Source organism: Streptomyces sp. DS1-CR2 (genome assembly GCF_055760475.1).
Genome location: NZ_CM147085.1, coordinates 1603455 through 1620234, shown reverse-complemented (window position 1 = coordinate 1620234; position 16780 = coordinate 1603455). Strand labels below are relative to the sequence as shown.

16 protein-coding genes are annotated in these 16780 nt (G+C 71.9%); 6 read left to right on the top strand and 10 right to left on the bottom strand.

The genetic code is table 11. The annotated features are described in order from the left end of the window. Window positions 1–11: 11 nt before the first annotated feature. Window positions 12–1250 carry a MurT ligase domain-containing protein gene (locus tag ACY0PA_RS08055; RefSeq protein ID WP_473084018.1) on the bottom strand — a complete coding sequence of 413 codons (1239 nt, stop codon included), beginning with the start codon at window positions 1248–1250 and terminating at the stop codon, window positions 12–14. 141 nt (window positions 1251–1391) lie between these two features. Between ACY0PA_RS08055 and def the strand changes: the two genes are divergently transcribed. Next, window positions 1392–1943 (top strand): peptide deformylase, encoded by a 552-nt coding sequence (gene def / locus ACY0PA_RS08050; RefSeq protein WP_473084017.1) that lies wholly within the window; start codon window positions 1392–1394, stop codon window positions 1941–1943. Window positions 1944–1947: 4 nt separating this feature from the next. On the opposite strand, the gene ACY0PA_RS08045 is transcribed toward def, so the two are convergent. Beyond that, window positions 1948–2604 (bottom strand): TetR/AcrR family transcriptional regulator, encoded by a 657-nt coding sequence (locus ACY0PA_RS08045; protein ID WP_473084016.1) that lies wholly within the window; start codon window positions 2602–2604, stop codon window positions 1948–1950. Between the two features lie 164 nt (window positions 2605–2768). On the opposite strand from ACY0PA_RS08045, the gene ACY0PA_RS08040 reads away from it, so the two are divergent. Next, entirely contained in the window at window positions 2769–3998 is a 1230-nt protein-coding gene (locus ACY0PA_RS08040; RefSeq protein WP_473084015.1) for an acyl-CoA dehydrogenase family protein, read from the top strand. Window positions 3999–4302: 304 nt separating this feature from the next. On the opposite strand, the gene ACY0PA_RS08035 is transcribed toward ACY0PA_RS08040, so the two are convergent. Genes ACY0PA_RS08035 through ACY0PA_RS08025 form a run of 3 tightly spaced genes read right to left on the bottom strand, consistent with a single transcriptional unit; the run spans window position 4303 to window position 8654 of the window. After that, entirely contained in the window at window positions 4303–4425 is a 123-nt protein-coding gene (locus tag ACY0PA_RS08035) for a hypothetical protein (protein ID WP_473084014.1), read from the bottom strand. A 24-nt stretch (window positions 4426–4449) separates the two neighbouring features. After that, window positions 4450–5787, bottom strand: coding sequence for an SWIM zinc finger family protein (locus ACY0PA_RS08030; RefSeq protein WP_473084013.1), 1338 nt, complete (start codon window positions 5785–5787; stop codon window positions 4450–4452). Beyond that, window positions 5784–8654, bottom strand: a complete 2871-nt coding sequence (locus ACY0PA_RS08025; protein ID WP_473084012.1) for a DEAD/DEAH box helicase — start codon at window positions 8652–8654, stop codon at window positions 5784–5786. Before ACY0PA_RS08025 ends, ACY0PA_RS08030 begins: the two co-directional genes overlap by 4 nt. A gap of 355 nt (window positions 8655–9009) precedes the next feature. Here ACY0PA_RS08025 and ACY0PA_RS08020 point away from each other — a divergent pair, with 355 nt between their 5' ends. Further along, window positions 9010–10065 carry a fatty acid desaturase family protein gene (locus ACY0PA_RS08020; RefSeq protein WP_473084011.1) on the top strand — a complete coding sequence of 352 codons (1056 nt, stop codon included), beginning with the start codon at window positions 9010–9012 and terminating at the stop codon, window positions 10063–10065. Window positions 10066–10313: 248 nt separating this feature from the next. Beyond that, complete coding sequence (locus tag ACY0PA_RS08015; RefSeq protein ID WP_100598451.1) at window positions 10314–10496, top strand: hypothetical protein; 183 nt, start codon at window positions 10314–10316, stop codon at window positions 10494–10496. A 9-nt stretch (window positions 10497–10505) separates the two neighbouring features. Here ACY0PA_RS08015 and ACY0PA_RS08010 read toward each other — a convergent pair whose 3' ends face one another. The 4 genes from ACY0PA_RS08010 to ACY0PA_RS07995 all read right to left on the bottom strand — a co-directional run bounded on the left by ACY0PA_RS08010 (window position 10506) and on the right by ACY0PA_RS07995 (window position 14171). Beyond that, a complete protein-coding gene (locus ACY0PA_RS08010; protein ID WP_473084010.1) occupies window positions 10506–11909 on the bottom strand; it encodes a tannase/feruloyl esterase family alpha/beta hydrolase in 1404 nt (467 codons plus the stop codon). Between the two features lie 174 nt (window positions 11910–12083). Beyond that, window positions 12084–13061: a hypothetical protein gene (locus ACY0PA_RS08005; RefSeq protein WP_473084009.1), complete on the bottom strand. Its 978-nt coding sequence runs from the start codon at window positions 13059–13061 to the stop codon at window positions 12084–12086. A gap of 179 nt (window positions 13062–13240) precedes the next feature. Then, a complete protein-coding gene (locus tag ACY0PA_RS08000; RefSeq protein ID WP_473084008.1) occupies window positions 13241–13537 on the bottom strand; it encodes a hypothetical protein in 297 nt (98 codons plus the stop codon). Window positions 13538–13643: 106 nt separating this feature from the next. Beyond that, a complete protein-coding gene (locus ACY0PA_RS07995) occupies window positions 13644–14171 on the bottom strand; it encodes a PadR family transcriptional regulator (RefSeq protein WP_473084007.1) in 528 nt (175 codons plus the stop codon). A 137-nt stretch (window positions 14172–14308) separates the two neighbouring features. Between ACY0PA_RS07995 and ACY0PA_RS07990 the strand changes: the two genes are divergently transcribed. Further along, window positions 14309–15076 carry an alpha/beta fold hydrolase gene (locus ACY0PA_RS07990; RefSeq protein ID WP_473086266.1) on the top strand — a complete coding sequence of 256 codons (768 nt, stop codon included), beginning with the start codon at window positions 14309–14311 and terminating at the stop codon, window positions 15074–15076. A gap of 56 nt (window positions 15077–15132) precedes the next feature. Here ACY0PA_RS07990 and ACY0PA_RS07985 read toward each other — a convergent pair whose 3' ends face one another. Next, entirely contained in the window at window positions 15133–15732 is a 600-nt protein-coding gene (locus ACY0PA_RS07985) for a class I SAM-dependent methyltransferase (RefSeq protein WP_473084006.1), read from the bottom strand. A gap of 226 nt (window positions 15733–15958) precedes the next feature. On the opposite strand from ACY0PA_RS07985, the gene ACY0PA_RS07980 reads away from it, so the two are divergent. Then, window positions 15959–16732, top strand: a complete 774-nt coding sequence (locus tag ACY0PA_RS07980; RefSeq protein ID WP_473084005.1) for an MHYT domain-containing protein — start codon at window positions 15959–15961, stop codon at window positions 16730–16732. The last annotated feature ends 48 nt before the right edge of the window (window positions 16733–16780 follow it).

Sequence of the window (16780 nt, the reverse complement as noted above, 5' to 3'; positions counted from 1 at the left end):
TCTGCGGGGTCTCAGTTGCCGACGCGGCGGCGGACGTCCTGGAACGCGGTGTAGTTGGCGATCAGCTCGATCCGCCCGGGAGGGGCGGACTGCACCGCCTCGTCGACGCTCTCGCAGACCCGGAAGTCCAGGCCGGCGACCTCGAGCCGCACGGCGAGGTCGAGCCTGCGGTCGCCGATCACGAAGATCGGGTGACCGGCCAGACGTGTGTAGTCGACGTCCCACAGCCAGGAGGTGTCGGTGCCGTCGGCGCCGCGCGCGTTGACCGAAAGGATCACCGGTGTCGGCGGCGGGTCGATCAGGGAAAACGTTTCGAGCCAGCCCGCCGGGTTCTTCGCGAGCAGCAGCCGCAGGTCGCGGCCGAGGAACTGCACGACGTCGTAGCGTCCGGCGACCGCCTGCACCTGGTACATGCGCTCGAGGGCCACCTGGGGCGGCACGCCGAAGCATGCGGCGACGGCGGCCGACGAGGTCGCGTTCGCCTTGTTGGCGCGGCCGGGGAGCTGGAGGTGGATCGGCCAGGCCGAGCCGTGCGGGTCGAGGACGTAGTCGCCCTGGAGCGCCCAGCTGGGCGTCGGACGGCGGAAGCCGCACTCGCCGCAGTACCAGTCGTCGCCGGGGCGCTGCATCACGCCGCCGCACGACGGGCAGGACCACGCGTCGTCCTTCCACTCCTGGCCGGCGGCGACCCACACCACGTTCGGCGAGGAGGAGGCGGCCCAGACGACCAGCGGGTCGTCCGCGTTCGCGATCACGATCGCCTTCGAACCGGCCAGGCCCTCACGCCACCTCTCGGCGAGCATGCGGGTCTCGGCGGCGCGGTCGAGCTGGTCGCGCGAGAGGTTGAGCAGCGCGATCGCCTTGGGGGCGGTGTCGCGGGCGACGCCCGCCAGGTACTTCTCGTCGACCTCGATCACGCCGAACTTCGCGTCCGAGCCGCCGGCGAGTGCCGAGGTGATGCCGGCGGGCATGTTCGCGCCGAGCGCGTTCGACACGACGGGGCCGGCGGCGCGCAGGGCCTCCGCGATCAGCCGCGTGGTGGTGGTCTTGCCGTTCGTCGCCGAGACGAGCACCACGTCCAGATGCTGCGCAAGCCGCCCGAGCAGCTCGGGGTCGAGCCTGAGCGCGACCTTGCCGCCGATCACCGATCCGCTGCCGCGGCCCGCCGCGCGGGACACCGCCGCGGCCGCCTTGCCCGCCGTGACGGCCAGCTTGGCCCGCGGAGTCAGCGGCTCCGAGTTGCCTGACATCGTTCTGGATCCTCCTTGCGTACGGCGCCGCGCCTGCCCCCGGCATCGCTTGGTGGAGTCAGCCTATCGAGACCCACCTTTGCGCCCGAACCGCGGCACCACCCCGGATCCGGGGCTCGCCCTGACCGTACCCTTACGGCCATGCGACACGGCTCGATCCCGGGCGCCTCAGGGCGCGTACGACCCCTGACCCTGCTCGGTGATCCCGTGCTGCACACGCCCTGCGAGGAGGTGACAGAGTTCGGGCCCTCGCTCGGCCGCCTGGTGGAGGACCTGTTCGCGACGATGTACGCCGCCCGGGGCGTGGGCCTCGCGGCGAACCAGATCGGCGAGTCCGCGCGGGTGTTCGTGTACGACTGCCCCGACGACGAGGACGTCCGTCACCTCGGGCACATCGTGAACCCGCGGCTCGTCGACGCGGACGGGGTGGTCGTGCGCGGCCCGGAGGGCTGTCTGTCGCTGCCGGGCCTGGAGGCGGGCACGCCCCGCTTCGACCATGCCCGCGTCGAGGGCGTGGACCTGCGGGGCGAACCTCTGGTCGTGCACGGCACGGGCTGGTTCGCCCGCTGCCTCCAGCACGAGTGCGACCACCTGGAGGGGCGGGTCTACACGGACCACGTCACGGGGTGGCGCCGCCGCAGGGTCCTGCGCCAGGCGGCGCGGGCCCCCTGGGCGACCGACGCAGCGTCCTGAGGCCCTAGAAGCCCGGCCCGCCCACCTTGTCGCCCGCCGCGGCGAGCCTGCCCCACAGCAGGTCGGCGAGGCTGCGCACCAACTCGCTTCGCGAGCAGGGCCTTTCGCCGAGCCACCAGTCACCCGCGGCGTGCATCATGCCGACGATTCCGTGGCCCCAGACGCGCGCGAGCTGCTGGCTGCCGGGGCCGAGATCGACGCGCTCCTCGATGACCTCGGCGAGCTCCTCGCCCATGCGGCGCAGCAGGGGAGCGGAGTGCTTGCCGACGTAGAAGCCCTGCTCGCCCGGTGCCGCGCTCTCGGACACGCTCTCCGAGGGGTGCATGAGGAAGCGGTACACCTGAGGCCGGGCCTCGATCGCCGCGAGATAGGTGTCGAGCGTCGACTCGACCCGCTCACGGCGATCGGCCGGGGCGTCGAGCGCGGCCCGCAGCGAGGCGAGGAGCGCGTCGGTGTGGCGCTTGGCGAGCGCGGCGTAGAGGCCGCCCTTGTCGCCGAAGTGCCGGTACAGGATCGGCTTGGTGATGCCCGCCTCGGCCGCGATGGCGTTCATGGACGCACCGGGCCCGTCGCGGAGCACCACGCGGTCCGCGGCCTCCAGCAGCTCTCGCCGCCGGCGCTCGGCAGACGTCTGCTGTTCCGTCCGCTGTGTGGTCTCCATGAGGTTTCTCCCCGCCCGTGCGATGGCCTGACGCACGCGAAACGTAACACTCGACCCCCTGGGTGCATCGAACGGGCTGCCGGGAGTTGACAGGGGCTACTGGCGAGTAACAGACTGCCGTTACCGCAAGTAACGTGTGAAGTGTACGCAGTGCTGGAGGGGTCATGGCCGAGTTCACGATGGATCTGAACGACGAGCAGAAGGAAGTCAGGGACTGGCTCCACGGGTTCGCCGCCGATGTGATCCGTCCCGCGGCCGCCGAGTGGGACGAGCGCGAAGAGACGCCGTGGCCGGTCATCCAGGAAGCCGCCAAGATCGGAATCTACTCCCTGGACTTCTACGCGCAGCAGTTCTTCGACCCGACGGGTCTCGGCATCCCGATGGCCATGGAGGAGCTGTTCTGGGGCGACGCGGGCATAGCCCTGTCGATCGTCGGCACCGGGCTCGCCGCGGTCGGCGTCCTCGCCAACGGCACCGAGGATCAGATCGGCACCTGGATCCCCCAGATGTACGGCGACGCCAACGATGTCAAGGTCGCGGCCTTCTGCTCGTCAGAGCCGGACGCCGGATCCGACGTCGCCTCCATGCGCACCCGCGCCGTCTACGACGCGGCCAAGGACGAGTGGGTCCTCAACGGCACCAAGACCTGGGCGACCAACGGTGGCATCGCGAACGTCCACGTCGTCGTCGCCGTCGTCGACCCCGAGCTCGGCTCCAAGGGCCACGCCTCCTTCATCGTCCCGCCGAACACGCCGGGCCTGTCCCAGGGCCAGAAGTTCAAGAAGCACGGCATCCGCGCCTCGCACACCGCCGAGGTCGTCCTCGAGGACGTACGCGTCCCCGGCTCCTGTCTGCTCGGCGGCAAGGACAAGCTCGACGAGCGCATGGCGCGCGCCCGTGAGCGTGCCAAGGCCGGTGGCGGCGAGCGCGTGAAGAACGCCGCCATGGCCACGTTCGAGGCGTCCCGCCCGGCCGTCGGCGCGATGGCGGTGGGCACGGCCCGCGCCGCCTACGAGGAGGCCCTGGAGTACGCCAAGACGCGTACGCAGTTCGGCCGCCCGATCATCGACAACCAGGGCGTTGCCTTCCAGCTCGCCGACATGCGCACGCAGATCGACGCGGCGCGGCTCCTGGTGTGGCGTGCCTCCTGGATGGCGAGCACGGGCAAGAAGTTCGAGTCGGCCGAGGGCTCCATGTCGAAGCTCTTCGCGAGCGAGACCGCCAAGAAGGTCACCGGCCAGGCCATCCAGATCCTCGGCGGCAACGGCTTCACCCGCGAGTACCCCGTCGAGCGCATGCACCGCGACGCCGCGATCTACACGATCTTCGAGGGCACCAGCGAGATCCAGCGCCTGGTGATCGCCCGCACGCTCTCGGGCCTGCCGGTCCGCTAGGGCCTCTCGTTTGGATCAGGCTGCGCTCGCGGGGTCTGGCACGCACATCTGCGGCGTTGTCGTCAATCACCGACTCCCTCAAGCTCTCGGCTGCGCTCGAGCAGGGGCGGCCCCCATCGCGTCGCCTCAATCCTCCGCCTTGCAGCTGCACGCTCCCCCAAGCTCTCGGCTGCGCTCGAGCAGGGGGGGACCCCCCATGACCCGCTCCCTGATCCAGCCTGATCCGAACGAAAGACCCTAGCCAAGTCGGCCGGTGCCCCTCGCGCGGCGCGGGGCACCGGCTTCAGTGGCCGTGCCGCAGTGGTCAGAGCCGGGCGGCGACCTTGCGGGCGATGTCGCCGGAGGGCCGTGCGGAGTACGCCGGGTGGTCGCGGACCTCGAGCTGCCGTCCCTTGTCTGTACGGATGGCCCGCCGGGGCGGGTGCACGTGTGCGCCCGCCCCAGCCGGCCGTCACTCGTCCCCGGCGGCAGCCGACAGCGCCGCGGCCGGGTCGTGGGCCGCGGGCCCTGCCGGGAGCCAGCGGTCGTGGCTCTTGCGGTACGGCCACCAGCGGCCGTCGCGGCCCAGGCGCGCCTGCGCACCCGTGCCGGTGGCCGTCCACCGGTTGCGGGTCACCCGCAACGGCGGGCGCTCCCCGGCGTCCCAGGCCGCTTCGACGGCGGTACGCGCGCGTGCCGCCGTCTCCGCGTCCGGCGTCCACTCGTCCTCCAGGACGGACAGGGCAGCGGTGCCGCCGTGTTCCCACGCCAGCACCGCCGCCGCGAGGCTCTCGCGGTCCCGACCCGAACCCTCCGCGAGCCGGGCCCCGATCCACGCCTCGGGCGCGCCCGCAGCCAGCCGGACAGCGTCCTGATCAATCGTCAACTCATCTTCCGGAGCGCGAAGTTCGTGACCGGGAGTCAGCGCATCCGTCAGCATCCCGTGCGCCTCGGCCGCCGCCCGCGCCCCGAGGAACTCCAGCGCCGCCACATCCGTCCCGGCGGGCGGCTCCGTCTCCGTATCCAGCGACGGCACGACCGCCGCCTCGGGCGGCACCGGGGGAGCGGCGGGCAGCGGCGGCAGAATGCTCCCGGCCGCGAACGCCTCAATGGCGTCGACGCCGTCCGCGTCCACCGGCCCCTCGTCGGTCTCCTCGTCCGCGGATCCGGCCGAGGCGGACGCGACGCTGCGCACCTGGAGTTCGTCGAGCAGCACCCGCTCGCCGCGCCCGCGCATCAGCAGCAGTACGAACGGATCCTGGTCGAGGAGACGGGCCAGCTGATAGCAGAGCGCCGCCGTGTGGGCACAGTGGTCCCACGCGTCACACCCGCAGTGCGGCTCCAAGTCGCCGATACCGGGCAGCAGTTCCACGCCGGACGCCGCCGCGTCCTCGACCAGGTGCGGCGGCATCTCACGGTCGAGCAGCGCCGCGATGTGCCCGGCCCGCTCGACCGCCATCCCGAGGAACCGGTCCCACTCCTCCTCGCTCAGCCGTTGCAGCAGCACGTCGGCGCGGTACACGGCGCCACCCCGGTCCTTGACGAGCGCGGTGACCCGCCCCGGCCGCACCGAGACGGCCCCCACGGACCCGCCGCGCGCCAGTGCGCGCCCCGCCTTCAGCTGCTGAAGGTCGAGTGCCGTGTCCTCCAGCGCCTTGAGCCAGGTCTGCCCCCACCACGACTGCGCGAAGCCACGCCCCTGGACGGCCGCCAGCGCCGCGAAGACGCGCTCCTCATCCGCTGCGTCGGCCCCGTCACTGTCGCCTTCGGTGTCGAACAGGTCGTCGTCATACTCGTGACGGTCCGTCATCGTGCGCCCCCTCGCAGCTCGACCAGATCGGCCAGTTCGGAATCGGTCAGTTCGGTCAGGGCGGCCTCGCCGGAGCCGAGCACCGCGTCGGCCAACTCCCGCTTGCGTACCAGCATGTCGGCGATTCGGTCCTCGATCGTCCCCTCCGCGATCAGCCGGTGGACCTGCACCGGCCTGTTCTGCCCGATCCGGTACGCGCGGTCCGTCGCCTGCGCCTCGACCGCGGGGTTCCACCAGCGGTCGTAGTGGACGACGTGTTCGGCGCGGGTGAGGTTGAGACCCGTACCCGCGGCCTTGAGGGAGAGCAGGAAGACCGGCACCTCGCCCTCCTGGAAGCGCCCCACCATCGCCTCGCGCGCGGCGATGGGCGTGCCGCCGTGGAGGAACTGCGAGGCCACGCCGCGAGCAGCCAGATGCTGCTCGATCAGGCGCCCCATCTGCACGTACTGGGTGAAGACCAGCACGCTCGCGTCCTCGGAGAGGATCGTGTCGAGCAGTTCGTCGAGCAGTTCCAGCTTGCCGGAGCGGCCGGGGATACGTGGCGCGTCCTCTTTGAGGAACTGGGCCGGGTGGTTGCAGATCTGCTTGAGCCCGGTGAGGAGTTTGACGATCAGCCCGCGCCGGGCGATGCCGTCCGCTCCGGAGATCTCGGCGAGTGTCTCGCGCACCACGGCCTCGTAGAGCCCGGTCTGTTCGGTGGTGAGCGACACGGCGCGGTCGGTCTCGGTCTTCGGCGGAAGCTCGGGCGCGATGCCGGGGTCCGACTTGCGGCGCCTGAGCAGGAAGGGGCGCACGAGTTGGGAGAGGCGCTGGGCGGCGCCGGGGTCCTTGCCCTCCTCGACCGCGCGGGCGTATCGCGTGCGGAACGTGCCGAGCTTTCCGAGCAGCCCCGGGGTCGTCCAGTCGAGGATGGCCCACAGCTCGGACAGGTTGTTCTCCACGGGGGTGCCGGTGAGCGCCACGCGCGCGCGTGCACCGATGGTCCGCAGCTCCTTCGCGGTCGCCGAGTGCGGGTTCTTGACGTGCTGCGCCTCGTCGGTGACGACCATGCCCCAGTCGACGCCCGCGAGCTGCGTGGCGTCGAGCCGCATCGTGCCGTACGTGGTGAGCACGAATTCACCGGGATCGAGGTCCTCCAGGCTGCGGCGCCCGCCGTGGAAGCGGCGTACAGGGGTGCCGGGCGCGAACCTCTCGATCTCGCGCTGCCAGTTGCCCATGAGGGACGTGGGGCAGACGACGAGCGTCGGGGCGGCGGTCTCCGGGGCGTCCTGCCGGTGCAGGTGGAGGGCGATCAGCGTGATCGTCTTGCCGAGGCCCATGTCGTCGGCGAGGCAGGCGCCGAGGCCGAGGGAGGTCATCCGGGCCAGCCAGTTCAGGCCGCGCAGCTGGTAGTCGCGCAGGTCGGCGGCCAGCGCGGCGGGCTGTCCGACGGGCGCCATGCCCTCCGGGTCGGCGAGCCGCTCCCGCAACTCCGCAAGCCAGCCCGTCGGGTGGACGTCGACGCGGCGGCCGTCGACCTCCGTGGAGCCCGTCAGGACCGCGCCGAGCGCGTCGATCGGCGTGACCTTGCGGTCCTGGTGCTCGCGGGCGCGCCGGGCCTCCTCGGGGTCGACGAGGACCCACTGGTCGCGCAGTCGCACGACGGGCCGGTTGGCTTCGGCGAGCCGGTCGAGCTCCTCCCGGCTCAGCTCCTGGTCGCCCAGCGCGAAGCGCCAGTTGAACGCGAGGAGGGCGTCCGCTGAGAGGAATGACGGGGTGGTCGTCCGGAATCGGTCAGGGTCCTCCCCGCCGGGTGCCCCCTCGCCCGGAGGGCCGATGACCGCGCGTGCGCTCAGCCGGCGGGCCAGCTGCCGGGGCCAGTGCACGTCGACACCCGCCGCCGCGAGGGCCCGCGCGCCGGCGCCCAGTAGGTCGGTGACCTCCTCGTCCGCCAGGTCGAGGGTGTCCGGGACGGCCGCCGAGAGCAGCGGCGCGAGGGGCGTCCAGGCGCGGGCGGCGCGCCGCAGCGCGAGCAGGGTGTCCATGCGGGCCCGCGGCCCGAAGGCCTTGGCCGAAGCGCCTGACGCCGCCCAGACCTCGGTGGCGTCGGCGACCAGCGCGGGGTCGCTGACGCTGTGCATCTGGAGCACGGCGCGGAAGGCGACGCGTTGCTCGTCCTCGGCTTCCGCTACGGCCCGGTCGACGCCCGGCACCTCGACGCGCAGCGAGATCCGCACGCCCGCGTCGTGTCCCGCGGCGACATCGGCGGCCCACGCGCGGTGTTCGGGCACCTGCAGCGGCTCGGTCGCGGCGAAGGCCGGCGCGCCCGCCGCGAGGCTCGCCGCTGGGGAGCGGGGCAGAGTGTCGGCGACGGAGTCGAGGAAGGCGCGCAGCAGCGCCTCGGGCGCGGGGAGGCGGAGGGGCTCCGGTCCGTCCAGGGGTGTCGCGTGCGCCTCGGGCGGCATCGCGGCGGCCAGTTCCCTGACCCGCTCCAGGTCCTCGGCCCGCAACGGGCCCGCGCGCCAGGCGTCGTGATCGGTCGCGGTGAGCCCGGGCAGCAGCAGGCCGCGCGCCGCGAACTGGAGGGCGAGCACGGAGGCGGCGCCCCAGAAGACGGCGGTCGGGTGCGCCTGCGCGGTGGCACGCGCACGCGTGAGAACCGGCAGCGCGGCGCGTACGGGCAGCAGGACGGCGGGTACGGACGCGCGCTCGGCACCGGCGTCTGCGGGCAGGGCGAGACTCAGCTCCTCGGGCGTGCCGGCCTCCGTGTGCGGCGGCCGGCCGCCGTCGGGGCGCCAGAAGGCGACTCTTCCTTCGCGTGCCGGGTCGCTGGGCACGAAGACCGCGCAGCAGCGGACCAGTTCGGAGATCTCGGGGAGTGTTGCCACGGGACGCCTGTGGGCAGCGATGACGTATTCCTCAAATTTGACTACCGGACAGAATCGCCGAGGATACCCCAAGACTCCGCCCGGCGTGCCGCGTCACAAGGTGACGCCGGTCACTCCTGCCCAAAAGGGGTGGAGCTAGCCCCCCTCCAGGGGCGGTGCTAACCCCGCGCGTAGTCGGGTGGTGGCCTCATGGTGTCCAAGGCCGCTGATTTCTAGGTTTGTTGAGGTCAGGCCGTCTCGTGAGCAGGGCGTCCGGACGGTACGTCCATCCCCACACCTCTCGCCACACCCCGCCACGCCCATCGCCGTGCCCATCGCAGGCCTATCGCCATGCCCAGAGACCGGAGACCTTGCCATGACCCTGGCCGTCGAACCCGTAGTGGACCATTCCTCAGGTACGAACGGGACGCAGCCGCAAGGAAGCGAGTTCACGCCGCTGCTGCGCACCGTCAAGAGCCAGGACCTCCTGGAGCGGCGCACCGGGTGGTACGTGCGCAACATCGCGCTGAACGCCCTGTCCCTCGCCGCCGTCGGCACGGGCATGGCGCTCATCGGCGGTTCCTTGTGGGTCCTCGCCCTCGCTCCCGTCCTCGCCGTGCTCTGCGCGCGCACCGCCTTCGTGGGGCACGACGCCGGCCACGCGCAGATCACCGGCAACCGCGCCGTGAGCCGGCTCATCGGGCTCATCCACGGCAATCTCCTGCTCGGCATGAGCTACAGCTGGTGGAACGACAAGCACAACCGGCACCACGCCAACCCCAACCACATCGACAAGGACCCCGACGTCGCCGCCGACGTCCTCGTCTTCACGAGCAAGCAGGCCGCGACGCGCTCCGGCTTCCGCCGCTGGCTCACCCGCAACCAGGCCTGGCTGTTCTTCCCGCTGACCCTCCTGGAGGGCCTCGCCCTGAAGCTGTCCGGCTTCCAGGACCTGCGCCGCCAGGCCCCGCGTGAACGCGCCGTGGAAGGACTCCTCCTCGTCGCCCACGTCGTCGGCTACGCGGCCCTGCTCTTGACCACCATGCCGCTAGGCCACGCCCTCGCCTTCGCGGCGATCCACCAGGCACTCTTCGGCCTGCACCTCGGTATGGCCTTCGCGCCGAACCACAAGGGCATGGAGATGCCCGACCCGGACGGCGAGCGCTGGGGCCACCTGCGCCGCCAGGTGCTCACCTCCCGCAACATCAAGGGCGGCGCACTGACCGACTGGTTCCTCGGCGGCCTCAACTACCAGATCGAGCACCACCTCTTCCCGAGCATGCCCCGCCCCCACTTGCGCCTGGCCCAGCCCCTCGTCAAGGCCCACTGCCGCGAACTGGGCATCCCCTTCACGGAGACCGGTCTCGTCGACTCCTACCGGCAGGCCCTGCGCCACATGTACGAGGTCGGGGAGCCGCTGCGCATGGAGTGACCCGCCTTCCCGGCGCGTCCTGTGCGGCCCTGAGCCCCGGGTTCCTTGTCCGGGACTCAGGGCGTGCGTCCTGCCTGGGGCTGCGCGGGGCTGCGCGGGACTCAGGGGTGCGTCAGGGTGGAGGCTCAGGGGCGTCTCAGGGTCGTGAACAGGAACCGCCCGGGCCGCGAGTCCGTTTCAGAGAGTAGAGGCGGGGGCCCGCCTCTCATGGCGAGGGCGGTTTGCCGCCCCCGAAGGAGGCGACGGACATGTCGAGGAACGCGAAGATCGCCGCAGGAGGTGTGGCGGCCGGACTGATCCTGTTGATCTGGCTGCCCTGGTGGGCGTCACTCCTGATCGTGCTCGGGGTGCCCACAGCGGCTTATCTGGCGCTTGACCCCTCCCAGCGGCGCAGGCTCCGCCGCGCATCACGCAGGGAGATCGGCCGGTGACAGACGGTGCTACGGGCGGGTGGCCGCCGCCGCTGCCGTCGCCGAGCAGCTGTTGACGACGTCGCCGCTCGCCAACCTGGCGATCGTGTGGTCGGCGGGCGGCCGCGCGCCGTCCTCCACCCACGCGGTGAGCAGGTCGAACGCGGACCGGTAGCAGGGCAGCACGGGCCGCAGCCGGTCGGGATAGGTGTCGTAGAGACCATCGGTGTGCGTGCCGTCCTGCACGGTGTACGAGCGGTGCAGGCGGCCGCGGCCCCGGTCCTCGACCATCCGCCCGTACACATCGGCGTCGGCCGCGATCGGAAGCAGGGTGTCCAGGTCGCCCTGGAGCGTGATCAGCGGCTTGCCGATCCTCCCGCTCAGCCCGACCCGTGCGACGGCCCGGTGTACGGAGGCGGGGCGTGCCGCGTAGTCGTAGGAGACGTCGGACGCGCACGGCGCGAGCAGCTCGTCCGTCGTCGAACCCGCCGACGGGCCGGGGCACTTGGAGTCGTACGAGGGGTCGAACTCGGCGCGGTAGATCTTCTGCGTGATCCCCCAGTAGGCCTTCTGGTGGTAGGCCCACAGGAATTCGGACCCGCGCGCGAAGCCCACGCGATACAGATCGTCGTCGTCGGCCTTCCCGAGCCCGTAGGCGACGGCGGTCGGCAGTGAGGTGAGCGGGTTCGGGCCGTCCGTGGTCCAGAGGGTGCCCTCCCAGTCGACGCCACCGTCGTACAGCTCAGGATGGTTCTCCAGCTGCCAGCGCGTCAGATAGCCGGCGTTGGAGATCCCGGTCATGTACGTCCGGTGCGGGGCCCGCCCGTAGCGCTGGGCCACGGCCTTCTTCGCCGCTCTGGTGAGTTGAGTGGTCCGGTTGTTCCACTCGACGATCGCGTCGCCGGGGCGCTTTCCGTCGCGGTAGAAGTCGGGTCCGGTGTTGCCCTTGTCGGTCGCGGCGTAGGCGTAACCCTGGGCCAGGACCCGGTCGGAGATCGCCGCGTCCGTCGAGTACTGCTTACGGTTTCCGGGTGAGCCGGTCACCACGAGGCCGCCGTTCCAGTGGTCGGGCAGCCTGATCACGAACTGGGCGTCGTGTTGCCAGCCGTGCGTCGTATTGGTCTTGGAGCCGTCCGGGAAGTACCCGTCGATCTGCGAACCGGGGACGCCGGACGGGTTGCGGGTCCCCCTCGCGGTGAGGCCCGCCTGGTCGGCGGTGTCGGTGTACGGGGTTCCCGCCAGGGCCGATGTCGTCAAGTCGTCCAGGCAGGCGCTCTGTTGAAGAGCCGCACCCGGGACGTGCATCCGCTCCTGGTGTGCGCAGTGGGCCCCGCTCCCGCCGCTCTCCGTGGCGGCTCCTGCGGGCGCCGGCCCCGAGGCGGCCAGCGCCAGCAGGGCGGTGGCGAAGAGGGGGACTGTTCCGGGCACGCGCATGGGGAGCCTCCGCGACGACGAGGGATCGGCAGGGGTGACGAGCGGGGCCATCGTGCGGGCGGGACGGGTCACCGGGCCATGGGCCGGCGCCACATGGGGGAGGGGAGCGGTATGTGGGGCTCGGGGTTTGGGGCGGCGTGCGCGCGGCGGGACGGCGGCCCGCCGCGGGAGGAGTCAGGAGGGGCGTACGGCCATCTTGTCGAGCGCTTCCAGGAGGCCGGGCAGCTCTGGGCCCCGCCCCACGGGCAGCACCTCACCGGGCTCGTCGTCCAGGAGCACGAACGCGATGTCGTCCGTCCGGGCCACCATCGACCAGCCGGGACCGTCGGCCCGGAGCGTCCTGGCATCCCCGGACGCGAACGCCGACCGGACACGGCCCAGGGGCGGAGGGCTGTCCACGTAGGCGCGCACCTCGGCGAGGACCCGCCGGATGCCGGCGTGCGGGGCGCGGGTGCTCTGCGCCTCGGGGTCGCTTGCCGCGGGAGCGGCGGCGGTGGCGTTGCCGGAATCGCGGGTGGCCGTGCTGTCGGCGTCCGGGCGGTCAGAGCCCGTGCCGCCGGCCCCCTCCGGGGCCTTTGCGCCAGGCGCGCCCTCGGAGCCCTCTGTGCCGCCCGTGATGTCCGCGCCGCCCGTGCCGTCCGCCAAGAACGCACTGTCGTCGATCTGGCCCCGCCAGGACGCCCACTGGAGGGCGATCTCGTCGGCGCCGAGGCGCCGTTGGGCGGGGCCCCACGTCTGCGTGTTCGGCGGCGTGAGGGGCGGACCGTCCATGATCTCGGGGTCGTGCGCCGGGTCGTGCGGGGCGGGGACGCCCGGCGCGGACACGGACAGGGCGAGCGGCCACCCCGGCAGAGCCGAGACCACCGTGCGGTCGTCGGGCGACAACTCATACTCCATGCCGCAGTCCCAGGATGCGATGGCGACGGCGACGAGGGACACGTCGTCGATGATGACGGTCCAGCGCGCCCCCGCCCCGTCCTGCCCGAGTACGAGCCCATACCCGTCGGCGAGGGGTGCGAGCCCGAGTGCGGCGCATGCCTCCGGGTAGTCGTCCCCGAGCACGCTGGGGAACTTCGCAGGGGTCAGCAACACCGCCGTCAGTACGTACAGCGCGTCGTCCCCGGCGGCGACCGTGTCGTCCGTCCCGGCCATGCCAGCCTCCCCTGAGCTTCGTCCGTCGGCGCACCCTAACCAGTCGCGGTGGAGATCGTCGAGGGCGTTGAGCTGGAAATTCTCCCCGGGGACCCGGTGTGGCGACCCGTGGGCGGACCATGCGAGGATCCCGTGCGCACTTCATGTGCCTTCCGTGGAGAGCCGACGGGCGTCGCGGGTCAGGTGGCGGCTGGCAGGCCGAGCAGCATCCGCGCCACGACCTGGGGTGACTCGTTGCGTTCCCGCGCAAGCGCGACGACCGCGCGGCACGCGAGTTCGTTGATGCCGAACGTCAGGGCCTCCGGAGACACCCACGTCGCGGCCTCGGCAAGCCTGTCCTCGTCGTCCTCGACGGACGCCGAGACGTAGGTGGCTGCCGCCTCGAAGAGGTTGTGCGGCCGCTTGCGCGGCCGTTCGGCGACGCTTGCGCCGGCCGGTGTCCGTGTGGCCAAGGCCTTGCGGAGTCTGTCGAACATGTACGCCACCTTCCTCCTGCGTCGTGTGCGACAGGGCGTCGCATCACCAACGTAGAGCTGGAGTTCGAGCGTCAGAAGGGCTCAGGAGGGCTCGGAAGGGTTTCGTCTACGGTGCTCGCAAGTCCGCGAGGGTGGAGCGCAGCCAGGCGAGTTCTGCCCGGCTGGTCGCGCGGGCGATGGTGAGGATGCCGCGGCGGAACGGGTCGTCCAACTCCTCGGCGCGCAGCGGACGTTCACCGTCGTAGAAGAAGCTGGCCGGTTCCTCGAGGAACGACAGCCTGAGCTCGAGCACCGTCGCCTGCGCCGCCGGGTCGTCGAGGTGTCTCAGGAACGCGAGGACCGTGAACCAGCGGTTCTCGTCGGTGATGTCGGCCCGCCCGGGCTCCGCCAGCCTGCCGCGGAGGTCCTCCCGGCCCGCGGCGGTCAGGCTGAGGACGTGGCGCTGGGCCGCGACCGACCCCGGCTGTGTCTCGCGGGTGAGCAGGCCCGCCTTCTCCAGGCGCTTGATCGCCGGATACAGCGTGCTCTCGGCGACGGGCCGCACGTGGCCGGTCAGTGCCGTGATCCGTTTGCGCAGCTCGTAACCGTGCAGAGGGGCGTCGTAGAGGAAGCCGAGGATGGCGAGTTCCAGCATCCCCTCATTGTGCCGCACTCCCTCCGGATTCGGTGTACATCGACCTGGCAATACATCGGTACCGATGTATGCTCTACGGAGTGCCCCGTAAGGGCGGGGCTGTGCGGTTGCTGGGGGAGAGGGAGTGGGGGCGCATGATGAAGCAGGCCCGGTTCGACTCGCAGGAGAGCCATATCCGCTGGGTCGAGGCCGATGGGGACGGGGCGTCGCGGGTGTACGTCCATGGGCTGGGGTCCGCCTCGACCGTCTACCACGCGCACATAGCCGGCAGGCCCGAACTCGCGGGCCGTCGTTCGCTGTTCGTCGACCTGCCGGGGCACGGCATCAGTGACCGGCCCGCCGACTTCGGGTACTCGCTGGACGACCACGCCGATGCCCTGGCAGCCGCTCTCGACGCATCCGGCACGTCTGGCGCCGAGCTCGTCGCGCACAGCATGGGCGGCGCCGTGGCGATCGTCCTCGCCCACCGGCGCCCCGACCTCGTGTCGCGGCTCGTGCTCACCGAGGCCAACCTCGACCCGTACCCTCCCCGCGTGGAGGGCAGCAGCGGAATCGCCTCTTACGGGGAGGACGAGTACGTCACGGGCGGCGGCCACGCGCGCGTGCTCGCCAAGATCGGCCCCCTGTGGGCGGCCACCATGCGCCTCGCGGACCCGCTCGCCCTGCACCGCACCGCCGTCGGACTCGCCCGCGGTACCCGCCCCACCATGCGGCGGATGCTCATGGACCTGGACATCGACCGCCTGTATCTGCAGGGTGCGCGCAGCGGTGAACTCGCGGACCGCGGGGGCCTCGAGGCCGCGGGCGTACGCGTGCGCACCGTGCCCGACGCCGGGCACAACATCATGTTCGACAACGCGGAGGCTTTCGCGGCGGCGGTCGCGGGCGACCACGCCATCGCGTAGCCCGGCGCGGGGGTAACGGGGGTAACGGGGGTAACGGGGGCAACGCCCCTACGGCGTCAGGCGCGGCGCTCCGCCAGCGCCAGGAAACGGTCGTCCTCATCCACGTACGACGTCATCTGCCAGCCCGAACCGGCAAGCAGTGAGCGGAGGTTCGGCTCGGCGCGCAGGTCGTCCGGGGTGAGTTCGCGGCCCTGCCGGGCGGCCAGTGCCGCCCGCCCGATGGGGTGGAACAGTGCGAGGAGTCCGCCCGGGCGCACCACCCTCGCCAACTCACGTAGATTTTCCTGGGGTTGGGGCAGGTGCGCGACAAGTCCGGAGCCGAAGACGGCGTCGAGCGACTCGGACCGTACCGGCAGGCGCGTCACGTCGGCGAGCATCAGCGAGCCGGCGCGACCCCGTCCCGCCCGCACGGCGGCCTCCAGCATCGCGGGCGTCAGGTCGACACCGAGTACGGCTCCCGAAGGCCCCACGGCGTCCCTGAGCGCCGGCAGGGCGCGCCCTGTGCCGCATCCCGCGTCGAGCACCCGGTCGCCCGAGCGGAGCCCCAGCTCGGCGACGGCCGCCTCGAAGCGCGGACCGTCGTCGGGGAACCGTGTGTCCCAGTGGGCCGCGCGGGCCGAGAAGAACTCCTGTACGTGCGTGTGGTCGTCGCTCATGACTCCATGATCTCTCGCGTGCGGGCGGGGGCGCTGGGACGTGTGGGGATCGAAAACTCCGCATGCGACCGATGAGAACCGATGCGAACCGAAACCGCCGCATGCGCGGACGGTGCACATGTTCGAGCCTGACGCGATCGTTCAGATGCGTCTCTCTGTCATATTCCAGCACCTTTCGAAATGCGCCCCTGTTGTGCGCCCCCGAGAGGTCTAGCGTCCCGGAGCCATGGGACACCTGGACCACGCCACCTTCGGCTGGCTTACCCCCGCGCTGTCATACGTGATGGCCTCCATCGGCGCCGCGCTCGGTCTGCGCTGCACCGTCCGCGCCCTTGGCGCCACCGGCCGTTCGCGGCGCAACTGGCTGATCACGGCGGCGTCCGCGATCGGCACCGGCATCTGGACGATGCACTTCGTGGCGATGCTCGGTTTCGGCATCACTGGTACGGAGATCCGCTACAACGTGCCGCTCACCGTCCTCAGCCTGGTCGTCGCCGTGGCCGTCGTGGGCGTCGGCGTCTTCGCCGTCGGCTACGGCCGCGACCGCAACCGGGCCCTCGCCCTCGGCGGGCTCACCACGGGGCTCGGCGTCGCCAGCATGCACTACCTGGGCATGGCGGCACTGCGCCTGCACGGCCAGGTGCGCTACGACCCGCTGCTCGTGGGGCTCTCCGTCGCCATTGCCGTCGTCGCCGCGACAGCCGCCCTCTGGGCTGGGCTCAACATCAAGTCGCCCGCCGCTGTCGCGGTCGCCTCCCTCGTCATGGGAGGCGCGGTGACCAGCATGCACTACACCGGAATGATGGCGGTGAGCGTGAAGGTCGCGCCCTCCGCAGCGACCCTGCCCGGGGCCACGGCGATGCAGTTCATCTTCCCCCTCGCCGTCGGCCTCGGGTCCTACCTGTTCCTGACCTCCGCGTTCGTCGCGCTGTCCCCCACCACTGGGGAGCGCGAGGCCTCCGCGTCGGCCCAGCGGCCCGTCGAGAGCGTCGCCCGCTGACATCGGACCGGCGTCATCACCCTTCGCACCACGAGCGCACCACGAGCG